General features: G+C 57.8%; 6 protein-coding genes and 2 pseudogenes. 5 read left to right on the forward strand and 3 right to left on the reverse strand.

Annotated elements, in window-relative coordinates:
* Positions 1 to 290: 290 nt before the first annotated feature.
* Positions 291 to 926 (reverse strand): annotated as a pseudogene (locus ABE423_RS12495) (magnesium chelatase domain-containing protein); the annotation flags it as partial.
* A 1,064-nt stretch (positions 927 to 1,990) separates the two neighbouring features.
* Between ABE423_RS12495 and ABE423_RS12500 the strand changes: the two are divergent.
* The 5 genes from ABE423_RS12500 to ABE423_RS12520 all read left to right on the forward strand — a co-directional run bounded on the left by ABE423_RS12500 (position 1,991) and on the right by ABE423_RS12520 (position 9,714).
* Positions 1,991 to 2,113 carry a class III lanthipeptide gene (locus tag ABE423_RS12500; protein ID WP_221740460.1) on the forward strand — a complete coding sequence of 41 codons (123 nt, stop codon included), beginning with the start codon at positions 1,991 to 1,993 and terminating at the stop codon, positions 2,111 to 2,113.
* 657 nt (positions 2,114 to 2,770) lie between these two features.
* Complete coding sequence (gene lanKC, locus ABE423_RS12505; RefSeq protein ID WP_346486230.1) at positions 2,771 to 5,512, forward strand: class III lanthionine synthetase LanKC; 2,742 nt, start codon at positions 2,771 to 2,773, stop codon at positions 5,510 to 5,512.
* Positions 5,509 to 7,113, forward strand: coding sequence for an ABC transporter ATP-binding protein (locus tag ABE423_RS12510; RefSeq protein WP_125894280.1), 1,605 nt, complete (start codon positions 5,509 to 5,511; stop codon positions 7,111 to 7,113). The genes lanKC and ABE423_RS12510 overlap by 4 nt, the downstream gene beginning before the upstream one ends.
* 55 nt (positions 7,114 to 7,168) lie before the next feature.
* Entirely contained in the window at positions 7,169 to 8,488 is a 1,320-nt protein-coding gene (locus ABE423_RS12515) for an ABC transporter permease (protein ID WP_125894278.1), read from the forward strand.
* 11 nt (positions 8,489 to 8,499) lie between these two features.
* Complete coding sequence (locus ABE423_RS12520; protein ID WP_125894276.1) at positions 8,500 to 9,714, forward strand: FtsX-like permease family protein; 1,215 nt, start codon at positions 8,500 to 8,502, stop codon at positions 9,712 to 9,714.
* A gap of 57 nt (positions 9,715 to 9,771) precedes the next feature.
* Here ABE423_RS12520 and ABE423_RS12525 read toward each other — a convergent pair.
* Positions 9,772 to 9,984, reverse strand: a pseudogene (locus ABE423_RS12525) (magnesium chelatase domain-containing protein); the annotation flags it as partial.
* Between the two features lie 206 nt (positions 9,985 to 10,190).
* Positions 10,191 to 12,866, reverse strand: a complete 2,676-nt coding sequence (locus ABE423_RS12530; RefSeq protein WP_125894274.1) for an XVIPCD domain-containing protein — start codon at positions 12,864 to 12,866, stop codon at positions 10,191 to 10,193.
* Positions 12,867 to 12,902 lie beyond the last annotated feature (36 nt).

Consider the following 12,902-nt stretch of genomic DNA (forward strand, 5'->3'; position numbering starts at 1 on the left):
CTCCACGCAAGAATTCTTCTTCTTGGGCTCTGCCGTGTTCCATGGTGCAGGTTCAACCTGCAGTATTCCGCGATACCTCGAATAGTTTGAAATTGTTTCTTTGTGCGTCATGTTCGTCTACAAATTTTGGATGCTTCTTCCCTTTATTGGGGGGGGGGCCTGACTGCGGGTCTAGCCTCAGCAGCGGGTGGCGGAACTGCCACAACGAATATTTAGAGCCGAGTGAGCAACGCTGCAAATTCTCCAATTTGCTGCTTTTCAACAAGGGGTGTAATGGCTTCCAAATGGAACAGATGATGCCCACCCGCTGCGGCCACTTCCAATGCACGCCGCGCATGCGCCTGCCCGCGCACGTCGGCCAGATCCGGCAGCGGCAATGGCGTCGTGTCCACGCGTTCCACGGGCGGCAGCAGGCGCGGATTGCCCAATCCGGCGCAGCACTCCAGCAGGGTACGGGCCACCCGCACATCGGCGTGCTCGGCCAGAGCAGCTTCTGCGGCATTGCCCGGCGGCACCACCAGGATGCGTCCGGCTTCGGCCGCCGCAATCGCCGCCGGCAGCGCGCCGGCCACCGGCCGCAGTTCACCGGTCAGGCCAAGCTCGCCCAGGAATTCGTACTGCAGCAGCGACTGCGGATCGACCTGGCCGCTGGCCGCCAGAATGCCCAGCGCGATGGCTAGGTCGTAGCGGCCGCCTTCCTTGGGCAAGTCGGCGGGTGCGAGGTTCAGCGTGATGCGCCGCTGTGGAAAGTCGAAGCGCGCGCAGAGCAGGGCGGCGCGCACGCGCTCGCGGGACTCACGCACGCTGGTCTCGGCCAGTCCCACGATCTGCGTGACAGGCAGGCCGCCAGAGAGATGCACCTCCACCCGCACCAGCGGGGCATCGACCCCGGCGCGGGCACGGCTGTAGACCAGCGCCAGGCCCATGTGTGGTTTCCCGTTTAAAGACATTGAATAGTGCAACAGCAATCGGCGGTCAGCCATCGGGGACTGCATCAGACGCGGCTAGGAAATGCCCTAACGTTGAATGAAAGTTGTGATGGGCAACGCAGCGACGCCCGTCACTTTGGACATTGAAGTAGGCGTTGATCGAGATGTGGGAAGTTGGAGTCAGTAGTCGGGTCCCGGGCAAGCCCGAATCATCGTGTACGAACGCACAGGCGAATCTTCTTTGGTTGATGGAACATCATGGATTCGGGGAATTCCAAGTTCCGGCTCCAAAGCGTTGCCTCATAGAAACGGGTCCACGTGACCAAAAGGCGAGTAGCGCTAATCGTCAACAGTTGTTCCCGCCAAAGTGACGCATATGGCTGAAAATGAGATGTCCCAATGCGCGGCTGATGGGTGAATATGAAATTCAAGATCTGACCAAAGCCCTTTACATCACGGTGTTTGCAAGTCTGCGAGAAAGGAATGGAGCGCCGATAGGAAGAATCAATTGTCATTTCATTGATGTCGGTGACAGAAGAGTATCCAACACTGAGTCCATCGTGATCCGGAGAAGAACGGTAGAAATCCAAAAGTTCGATGCCTTGTTCTTATCTGCCTATCAGGGAGATTGCGACAGTAATGTCGGTGCGGCGTCTGGCAATTGGATGCCGCTGGTATGCAGTATCTCTGGCGGGCCGAAAGTAAGTCGCTCGTTCAACATGTTGAGAAATCGGTTCTCAGCCTGTGAGTCTCTAAGGATCAGTTTCCGGTTCTGGTGAGTACATGTGGAGCAATGATGTGTGCTGCCATTCCCTGCCGTTGGCGGTGCACGATGAAAATTATGAGAGGAATTTCTATGGCGAAGAAGTGATGGAGTGAGTTCAGAGGCTCAATTGCCCCATCTCCTGGGATCAGGAACATTTCTCCCCGGGGTGGTCTTATCCATCCTTCTCCGCGTACCAATCTGCGCGTCTGATCATTCAGATGCGCAGTGTGCCGCCGATTACCCAACCTTTGGCTGGGGTTGATCGGAAATTCGTAGTCAACCAAGGAGGAATGTCATGAATCGTGTACTGAATCTGCAGCGTTTGGCCTTCGATACCAATGTCAGCCTGATGGGCAATAGCTGCAGCAGCTCCACACACAGCTGCTGTGATGGCAACGTAGAGGATCCGCGGCTGTAATAGCTGTTGCTGCATGACGTGTCGCCGCCGGCTTCCTAGGTGTCCCGGCTACACCACATGTATTGCCACACCAATCTGATCGATCTACCGCAAGGGATTCATCATCGACGCTATCGACCCAGCGACATGGCCGAGAGTGACTCATCGGCGAATCTCCTATCAGAAAGAGGATCCTTCATTGAATCGAGTTCTCAACTTGCAGAGACTGCTTGTGGAAAGCACCGTGTCTGCGCTTGCCAACAGCTGTACCAGCTCCCAGCACAGCTGCTGCGCCACGCCTGTGGAAGGAGAGCGTTAACACAAGAGTCGTCAGCTGATCGTGTGATCCGCCAGCTGTCGTGAGTAAGTGCCAACTCAGGGGGCGCGCTCATCCAGGGACGATGAGCCAAGGAGAGTGACGCTACCTTGAGTCACTAAGGAGAGAAAGAATGAATCGTGTACTGAATCTGCAGCGCCTGTCTCTGGATACCTCGTTAAGCCTGATGGGCAACAGCTCTACCAGTTCGACCCATTCATGCTGCGGCCCCACGGAGGAGCAGAAACTGCAGTAGTTGACCTAGAGGAGGGCGCCGGATATCTGGCGCCCTCCCATGACAATGCCGGCTGCCAGTGCTCGGTTGGAGACTGCGGGCCGATCATCTCCAAGGATAGCGCGTGATGTCTTCCAGAAAACCTACGCTGCGCGAGCTGCGGCATGTTGACAAGGTCAACTTCATCAGCAGCGACGAGCGCTTCTACGAGCCGAACTACGAGCATTACAGGCCGAGCGATGAGCTAGTGTCGATTGTTGATCAGCTTCTAGTGGCGCATGGGCAAGGCTGGGGCATTCGCCGGATCGGAGTGTGGTCCCATGTCTTGCCACTCGCGAGGTCTGGCTCGCGGTCGCTTCCAGCTCAGGGTTGGAAGATCCATTTGTCAGCAATCGAAGATAACTGCAAGCAGATTCTTCAGCGTGTTGCTGAGCTTCTGCTTCAGCGTGATGTGGAGTTTAAGTTCGCCAACGACTGCCGCACGATGAGGATGATGACATCCAAGCGTTGGCCCCGAGGTGGATCTGGGAAGTTCATTACGGTCTACCCACATACGGAGACTGAGTTCAAAGAACTCATCGAGCTGATGTACCAAGAGGTGGGGGCGAATGTCGGATCTTACATCCTGTCCGACAAGCGCTACAAAGACAGCCGCTGTATCTACTACCGGTACGGCGGCATCATCCAAGTGAACCGTCTGGACTTCATGGGAAGAATGATCCCGATGCTTGTTTCACCGTCAGGAGACCATGTCCCTGATCATCGGACCCCGTACTTCGAGACTCCTGAGTGGGCTCAGGATCCCTTCCCTGCCGAGGAAGAGGAAACAGGGGAGATGGTCTTGAACAACGGTCGCTACTTGATCGAGAGCGCGCTGGGCTTCTCGAACACTGGTGGAGTGTACCTGTCAAAGGACACTCTCACCGGTCGCCAAGTCGTCATCAAGGAGGCCAGGCCCCATGTGGAGCTCTATGAAAATGGCGGAGATGCAACCACCCGCCTGAAAAGAGAGATGTCGAATCTGAGCATCCTCAGTCCGCTGGGAGTCGCCCCTGCAGTCTTGGACTCGTTCTGGGATTGGGAGAATTTCTACCTCGTTGAGGAGCATTTCGATGCTCTCGACATGCGGCAGGTCATGCTCCAGTTCTCGCCGCTGATGACGGTGCGCCCAACGGTGGCAGACAGTGAGAAGTTCTATGGGATGTATCGAACGATCTTCATTAATCTCTTCAGAGTCGTTGATCTGGCGCATAGGGCAGGAATGGTTATTGGCGATCTGTCACCCCCAAATATTCTGGTTAAGAAGGAATCCCTGGAGGTGCGGTTGATTGACCTGGAAGCTGCATTCCGACCGTCTCATGGAGAATCCGACGACATCCATACACCTGGATTCAGAAGCAAGATGAAGAGCAGGACAAAGGTAAGCAGCATCGAGGATGACCTGTACGCAGTTTCGGCGATCATGATGTACTCCATGTTTCCGATCGTGGCGATGGCGTATGTCAGAGACGACCTCTTCGACAACGTCCTTCCCATTCTCGTCCAGGATATCGGCTGGGAAGGGACCCCGGTGCTCGATGTGATTCGTGGTCTCGCGCAGGGACGGATCGATCTTCGCGAGGCCGAAGAAAGGCTACAGGTAGGAGCCTCAATAGATGAGCCGTACGGTATGCGCGAGGCTTCTTCTGAGCCAGTGGAGCACTTGATAGAACGGTTGTCTAGGTTCGTTCTGATGAACTATCGACTGAATTCGAAGTACACGCTGTTTCCTTGTGACCCCTTTGCTCTCTCCACAAATGCAACTAGCTTGGGATTTGGTTCGTCCGGCGTAATCTACGCACTCACACGCGCCGGTGCCGAGGTGGCCAATGAAGTACTCGAGCGGCACTTTTCGGATGCAGGACGTCTTCATGAGGCGAACACAGCGCCCGGTGTGCTGACGGGGCTGGCGGGAATCGGATGGGCCCATTTGGCCATGGGCTACGATTCTGTCGGGCTTGGCTTCATTGACATGGCCAACAGAAGTTCAGTTCCGAAGGGCCAGATCTCGTTCTACTACGGAGCAGCCGGCATCGGAATGGCGAATCTGGCAGCCTTTCTTGCCTCGCAAGGCACGAACTATCTGGAAACTGCCTTAGAGCTCGGTCTGCAGCTGAAATCATCTGCGGTTCGTACGGAGAACGGAATCTATTGGGAGGACGACGGCGTCATTCGAGTAGGACTCGGCTATGGTCAATCCGGAGTGGCGCTTTTCTTCCTCCGGCTGTCTCAAGTGACCGGCGATTCTAAGTGGAGGGCGATAGGAGAGTTGGCACTGGCCTACGACCTGTCGAAGGGAAACGAGCTGGAGGCAGGTATCACCACGTTTGCCGCCGCACCTACTGGCCTAACCACCTACGAACCCTACGTGGAGCAGGGTACCGCAGGCATTATAAAAGTCGCCATCAGGTACGGTCTCTGGGATGTAGTTGAATCTCTGGCCTTGGATCTCTACCGCAAGTATTCCGGATTTCCGGGTCTTATTTACGGCCTTGCCGGATTGATAGACACTCTGGTAGATGCCTATGTATATTCAGGAGATGCAAAGTACCTGAATCTGGCCAATCGCCCTTATGAGGGGCTGACCGACATCTATGTTTTTGGCGACGATGACACAGCGGCGATACCGGGAGAGAACCTGTTTCGCATTTCCTGTGACTACGCCACAGGTGTTGCTGGGGCTATCCGGGCCTTGCATCGACTGAGTTCGCCGTATCCCGATGAATTCTGTCTGGACATCTTGGACGCCCCCTTCTTGAAGGTGCAGGCAGGCCATCAGCTGGGCCCTACCCTCATGGAAGGGCCTGAGTGGGGAATAGGACAAGAATGAGTACGCCGAGCGGCAGCACTGCGGTGGATCCTGGCCGCGGCCACACACCATGGCGTGACTTCTCGCGTTTGCTAGGCGAGAACCGGAATGAGTACGTGGCGGTGACGATCACCTCCTGTGCAATTGGTGCATTTGAAGGTCTGATACACCCCCTCCTGATCAAGGCGATTCTTGATGAGGCGTCGTTGAGGGGCGATTTTTCGCGTTTGATGTACCTGATCCTTGGCTATCTTGCGCTAGGTGTGTCGCTCAACGTGGGTGCCTACGTGACTTCGCTTTGGCAGCAGCGATTGGACAATCGCATTGTGAGGCGAGTCAGTGAGGAACTTCTGCGCGTCTTCTACAGTGAACGCTACGAAGACTTCCTGCGAAACGGAGTGGGATACTACATTTCGCGGATCAGATCTGACGTAAAGGATGGTCTGGTACCAATGCTTGCCTTGGTCAGAGGAGTTGCAGTCAAGATCTCCATGCTTGTGGCCTTGGTCATAGCACTGCTCTACATCTCATGGAAGGCCTTCGCAGTTCTTGCCGCGATCATCCCAATTGCCACGATTGTCAGCTTGGTGGTCGGCAAACGCATCAGTGCTTTGACATCTACGGAGCGGGAAAAGGAAGCCCAGGTTCTGGTTGTCCTTGCCAGAGCTGTTGGAAGCCTGAAGATGGTGGGGACGTTCGGATTGACAAGCAAGACGTTGAGTTCGTTCGATAGAGGCATGCACGGCCTCTTGGATGCAGGCTACAGTCGATTCAAGGTGGTGCGCACACTTCAAGGCGCAAGTGATCTGACGATGGTTCTGTCGGATGTCTGCTCGATATTCGTTGGTGCGATATTTGTCTTTCAGAAGAAGATGACATTTGGTTCGTTCATTGCATTCATGAACGCATTCTGGCGTGCGGCTACAACCCTAATTGCCATCTTCAAGAACTGGGCAGATCTGAAGAGCTACGGCGCCACGGTTCATCGAGTTTCAGGGTTTCTTGAGTTGCGAAAATCGTCTGAATTTAGGTATTCAGAAAGTGTCATAGCCGATCGCTTGTCCTTTAGCTTCGGCCAAACCAGCGTTCTTCGAAATGTATCCACAGTCATTGATCGGGGGCAGAGGGTTCTCGTCACTGGTGACAACGGCTCTGGAAAGACCACACTTGCCAACATCCTCGCGAGGCACCTGCTGCCCACAGCAGGCAGTCTTTCACTGCCTGCACGAATCAGCTCATCCACTCTGCCGCTCGCATTTCCTCCTCTCGCCATAAAGGACCTTGGGGTTGACGTAGAGCTTCTGAAGACACTGGCTGTATTTTCTTCAGAGATTCTTGAGGCCTATCCTGACCAGCTGTCTGCGGGTCAGCAACAGAAGGTTGCCTTGGCCATGGCACTTAGCAAGAGGGCCGATCTCTATGTATTGGACGAGCCACTTGCGAACCTGGACGCCGGCATCCAACGTATCGCCATGGATATGATCATGACGATCACGAAAGGCAAAATACTGATAATGATCATGCACGGCGGAATCGAGTACCGAAATCTGTTTGATACAACTCTTGCGCTTGAGTCAGAGAGTGCTGGGACTATGGATGAGAACGCAGTCCAGCAGGCTTAGTCGGACCCCATGGGCCGGCGCAGAACAGGTGGGACAGCACAGGAGGGTTGCTTAGATGTTTGGCTATTACGTGAAAGTTGCGCTGCATAACGCCGCAAGGAACAAGGTCATCACTGGATTGGTGATTCTGGCGATATCGGTTGGCATCGGAGCGAGCATGACAACCCTCACAGTCATGCACATCCTGTCTGGAGACCCTCTTCCAGGCAAGAGCGGGCACATCTATTACCCTCAAGTTGATGTGAACCCAGAGTCCAAAGGACGTGAGCCCTATGATGTAATGGATTACCGCACCGCATTTGATCTATGGTCGGCCAAGCAGGCGGACAGCCAGGCGATGGTGGTATCCAATCCCGTCAAGGTTAGGTCAGAGTTTTCTGGCGGAGTACCGCTGATGATCTCTTCGATCTCAACAACTTCAGAATTCTTTGCGATGTTCGACGTGCCGCTACAGTACGGGCGCGCTTGGGGTGCTGAGGATGACGCGCGTCGCAGCCGTGTCGCAGTGATCTCAGATCGACTCAACCAGCAGTTGTTCGGCGGCCGCAACAGTGTCGGTCAGAGCTTAAGAGTCAAAGATACGAATCTTCAGATCATCGGTGTTCTAGGCCCATGGCGTCCTTCCCCACTGTTCTACAAGATCAGAGGTGGGCGCTTCTCTGGTGGTGAGACATCCGGCTTCTACGGTGTAGCGGACGATGTGTTTCTTCCTCTCTCAGCTAGCCTCGAGATCAACGAGGGCGACTTCCAACCGTTTACCTGTTGGGCTACCCCAGATCGTCCTGGTGTTCTCGAGAGCTCGCCCTGTGTCGCGGTCGCGCTATGGGTAAAGTTGAGTGGTCCGGAGCGCGTTCAGGGATACGATCGCTTCCTCCGTAACTATGCAGCTGAGCAGAAGCGCCTTGGACGTATCAAGCACGACGACAACACCCGGTTGAGGTCTCTGATGGAATGGCTGGACTTCAATCAGGTAGTTCCCAGCGACGTAAAAGTGCAGACGGTTTTGGCCTTCGCGTTCCTTCTGATCTGCCTCGCAAACGTAGTCGGCTTGCTGCTTGCGAAGTTCATGAGACACGGCGGAGAGATCGGCCTGCGTCGCGCGTTGGGAGCGAGCAGAGTCGCTATCTTCACGCAGTGTCTGGTCGAGGCCGGTCTAATCGGTGCTTTGGGCGGCGTGCTTGGCTTGTTCCTAACGTTACTTGGCTTGTGGATGATACGCATCCAGCCAGTAGCATACGCAGATCTGGTGCACCTGGACATCGCAATGTTTCTGGTCACAGTCATTCTATCTTTGCTCACAAGCCTCTTGGCGGGTGCGATTCCCGCGTATCGAGCGAGTTTTATCCAGCCGGTTACCCAGCTGAAGCTGCTTTGAAGGAGTGTGCCATGCAAGTTGGAATCATCGTGGCGGCGCTGAAGAAGCACAAATTGGCCACATTCTTGATCACCATTGAGATAGCCTTAGCGTGTGCAGTTCTATGCAACGCAATCTTCATGTTCATGGAGAAGAGTCGAGCGCTCAACCTTGATAGTGGCGTTCAGGAGTCGTCACTTGGGATCGTCCAGCTCTCCGGATTCAGCGCAGAAGACGCACATGACATCAACGCCCGTGTGATGAACGCTATCCGGGCTATTCCAGGTGTGGAGGCTGTGGGCGCCATTAGTGCTGTTCCCTTTGGCGATCCTGGAGTCCGTGCCGGTGTGAACACTGACGAAGCGCTTGAGCGCTCTGGCGGTGTTCTGGATTTCTACCTTGGGGATGCTGTGGCGCTGAAGTTGCTCGGTTTGAATGTGGTGTCTGGTCGTATGCCGGAGCCGGCCGAGTATGCGCCCATCGAGCAGTACGTCCCATCCAACGCCCCGGTGCTGGTGACTCGGCAGTTGGCCGATCGCTATTGGCCGGAGCAAAGCGCAATCGGCCAAAGCATTTGGGCCATGGATACCCGATTCACGGTAATAGGTACCGTCGACCACCTTGCTGTCTCTCAACCGGGATTGGGAGAGGCATTGGGCAATGACTGGTCGCTCATCGTTCCAGCATTGGCCGGGCCTCGGCTCGCTGGCAGATACCTGGTGCGAGCCAATCCGGAAGATCTTCCGCAGATCTTTGGCCAAGTAGGGAGGGCTATATCGGCGGCTGCACCTGATGTGGTTTTTGACCATTCTGCCAGTCGCCCGGTCTCTGAACTCAGGTCAGACCACTTTCGCGGTGCCAAGGTCATGATGGGGTTGCTTGCCGCAGTGATCATTGCCCTTCTTGGGGCCACTGCATTGGGAATTGTGGGCTTGGCCAGCTATTGGGTAGAGCAGCGCCGGAAGCAGATCGGCATTCGTCGTGCTTTAGGGGCCACGCGATCGGATATTCTGCGTTACTTCCAGATCGAGAATTTTCTGATCGTCAGTCTCGGCATTGCGGTTGGACTGGTCCTTTCCTACGCGATGAATATTGGCCTAATGCGGTTCTACGAGTTGCCAAGGCTACCGGCAGCCTACTTGCCGGTGAGTGCTATAGCATTGTGGTTGCTAGGCCAAGCAGCGGTCCTGGTTCCGGCACTGAAGGCCTCAGCAATCACGCCCCTAGAGGCGATCCGCTCGCTCTGACCCATTTTAGGTGAAGCCGAGCCCGCAGCCCGACGACGCCAAGGTGCGACATGCTCGAGGCGCGATGTTCAACGTGATGCGCCGCTGCGGAAAGTCGAAGCGCGCGCAGAGCAGGGCGGCTCGCACGCGCTCGCGTGATTCGCGCACACTGGTCTCGGCCAAGCCCACGATCTGCGTGACAGGCAGGCCGCCAGAGAGATGCACTTCGACCCGCACCAGCGGGGCGTCGACCCCGGCGCGGGCACGGCTGTGGACCAGCGCCAGGCTCATGTGTGGCTTCCTGCGGAGGGATGTTTGATGGTGTGGCAGGCGCTCTGCGCAGGGATATCGGGGTTTGTTGGCGACGCAGCTAGGAGGATTCCGACGGGTGCCCGGAGCGTGCCTTGTTCCTATGCGGCGACCAGTCTCTGCAATGTGAGCGCCGGAACTCGCCCGGTATCAAGTGGATCGACGTTGATCAGCCAGAACCGCTGCCATCAGCCCATCCGTGGCCCCTGCCGGCTCTCTTCCTGCTGCCGCTCCTGCGCTTGCGCCAGCTGCTGCGACTGCTCCCGATCCTGAGCGTCGAGGCTCCGGTTGGCCACTGCATACTGCTGCTCCGGTGCGATCGCCAGGGCGTCCTGTGTTGGCATCTGCACCCGGTTGGCGGCGGGGTCCGAGGACGCGCCCGGCCCGGAGCGCGTCACGAACAGCGTGGTACCCGCAGCACGGGTTTCGGTGGCTTCACTCAATGCCATGTCTACTTTGTCGCCGGGCTTGAACCCGGCGTCTGCCGCAAGCCTGTAGGCGCTGGCCAGCAGGCGGTCGCTGCTCTGGTCCCACGGCTTGTTGTTCTTTTCATCCAGCACGGCTACCGACGAGCGCAACTGCTCCAGCAGCCTGCTGCCATCCGGACGTAGGACCGAGCTTTGGTCTCGGTCTACGTCAGCGTCGTGCTGCGTGGCAGGCCTGGAGGCGTGTGGCGAAGGTGCGTCCGGTGCGACGCCCGCAGGTTGCTGCTCTTGTTCTGAGGTCGTGCGCCGCACGTGTGCCTGAGCAATCTCCTCTGGCGTGGTGACGGAAACGATCTGCATGCGCTCGTCATCTTTCCCAGCCAGTGTGGCCAGCGAGCCATCCTTCTGTACCTGCAGCGTGAACGTGCCGAAGTCGGGCACGGCGCGTGCGTGATCCTGGGCAACGGCGGCTACGGCGTCATCAATCTCTTCGGCACTGCGCACAATGCCGGCACTACGGTAGGCGTCCACCACCTGGCTGCGCAGGCCGTACTCGGTCGGCGTGGGGTTGGCCCGGGCGATGTCGGCCATGGACGTCAGCTCCTGTACGCCGGCCTGCTGGCTCTGGCGCGTACGATTGAGCTCCTCGATGATGCTGCCCTCGGCCGGGTTGGTGCCATACACCAAACCCGGCGTTTGCCACTGCCCGTTGGCGTCCTGTGTGTACTTCTCGCCGTTGGAGGCGCGCAGGGGCTGCGTCTGGGTCAGCGCGTTGGTGATCACCTCCGGTACCGGCTCAATGGTGGCGAACTCGTGCCAGTTGTACTGGTTGAACGCGACCTGGTAACGGGCGGCGAGCGCCTCGGGCGTGTTTGCCGCGTTCTGGGCAATGATGCGCTGCGATTCCCGTTCCAGTTGGCCGGACTTTTCCGGGCCGACGGGCACGCTGTAGTCAAAGGGAACGCGTCCATCAATCATTGAGTGGATGGAGAGGTTCCATTCGCCGTTGTGCGGATTGCGCACGTAGTGGCGGTTGGTTTCAAACGGCTCGCGCGGCGGCGTGCTCTCGCCGCCTGCATTGAGCTTGAAGGGGTTCTGCGGCCTGGGCAGATTGGCCATGCCCAGTGAATATGAGTCGTTGGCGGCTTTGTAGTTCAGCTCGTCCACCAGCCGGCCACCGGCGACCATCGTGATCTCGCGGTAGCTTCCGTCGGGCTGCGGTGTGCGCACGCTGCGGCTCCAGGTGCTCTCTGAATCCTCCGGGTCGCGGCTCCATTCGTTGCCACTGCGGTCCACCTGGGTGTAAACGGCTTTCTTGTCCTGGTACTGGGCCCAGTACTCACCGGCGAAGCCGCCGGCCACGCCGCCCAGCAGTCCGGTAGCCAGCGCACCTGGCCCGGTCCACGAGCCGGTAACGACTCCGTACCCTGCGCCCAACAGGAAGCCGCCGCCAAAGCCGCCCGCGGTGCGCCCCACGAAGTGGGTGGCCGCAGATTTTGCGCCGGCGTCGTTGCCCTCGCTGCGCAATTCGGCCACGCGGTGGCCGGTGATGGCGAAGTCCACGGCCAGTGCGGCGACACCCGCGGCCCCGAGTACGCGGGCGCCGGTAATCTGTCCGCGCGCGGCGGCAGCTTCGGCGGCACCTTCTGCAGCGCCCGCTCGCCCTGCAGAGCCAGCCAGTTCCGGGGCCGTGCTTGCCGGGCCAGGGCGCACGATGGTCAGTGGCATCTCCGGGTTGAACGCAGTGCGTACGCGGGCAGCGGTGTGCTCGGTCAGCTGCAGGCGACCGCCCTGGTTGGCCTCCTGAATCGCGGTGCCCATCGATGCGCGGCCACCCCAGCGCTCGCTCAGGGTCGAGTTGCCGGGTTCGTCGATGGCATCCAGCGCCGCCTTCACATTGGCTTCGGACTGGGTGACAGCGCGCCAGCGCAACTCGGAGGGGTTGAGGGTCTTCAGTTCCGCAATCTGCGCGGCGTGGGTGCGCTGGTAGCCGTCCAGATCGGAGAAGAAGGTGCGGATCTTGGCGTTGGCTTCCGCCGCGGTCATGTTCTCGGGCGTGTTGGTGACCAGGTCGCCGTTGAGGATGCCGGCGCGAAGGGTGTATTCCAGGTTCTGGATGCGGGCACCCATACGCTCGACGGCGGCAGCGCGCACATCCGGCGGAGAATCCTTCGCCAGCAGGGTTCGGCCATCGTAGGTTTCCGTGAGGTCGTCGAGAACGAACTTCAGTTGATCCGTGTACGCACTCAACGGGCCGCCTGAGTGTGGCGAAATACCCAGGCGGGTTGCCAGCGCGGGGTTCGCGGGCAGGTTGAGAATGTTGTCGGGTCCGTGGAGCGTGAAATGACCACTCCTGGCAAGCGACTTCAGCAGTTGGCTTTGCTCGAACGCATTCTGTTCGATCAGATGGTGTCCCTGAAAAACCGGCGTGTCGGCCATGCGCACCACCTCGTTCAAGAATCCGTTTGAAGGAGC

The organism is Stenotrophomonas sp. TWI1409, from assembly GCF_039673015.1.
Classification (GTDB): domain Bacteria; phylum Pseudomonadota; class Gammaproteobacteria; order Xanthomonadales; family Xanthomonadaceae; genus Stenotrophomonas; species Stenotrophomonas maltophilia_A.

Bases quoted from the DNA above. Each gene is read 5' to 3' on its own strand.
- ABE423_RS12500 (WP_221740460.1), top strand. From the start codon at position 1,991: ATGAATCGTGTACTGAATCTGCAGCGTTTGGCCTTCGATACCAATGTC.
- lanKC (WP_346486230.1), top strand. From the start codon at position 2,771: ATGTCTTCCAGAAAACCTACGCTGCGCGAGCTGCGGCATGTTGACAAG.
- ABE423_RS12510 (WP_125894280.1), top strand. From the start codon at position 5,509: ATGAGTACGCCGAGCGGCAGCACTGCGGTGGATCCTGGCCGCGGCCAC.
- ABE423_RS12515 (WP_125894278.1), top strand. From the start codon at position 7,169: ATGTTTGGCTATTACGTGAAAGTTGCGCTGCATAACGCCGCAAGGAAC.
- ABE423_RS12520 (WP_125894276.1), top strand. From the start codon at position 8,500: ATGCAAGTTGGAATCATCGTGGCGGCGCTGAAGAAGCACAAATTGGCC.
- ABE423_RS12530 (WP_125894274.1), bottom strand. From the start codon at position 12,866: ATGGCCGACACGCCGGTTTTTCAGGGACACCATCTGATCGAACAGAAT.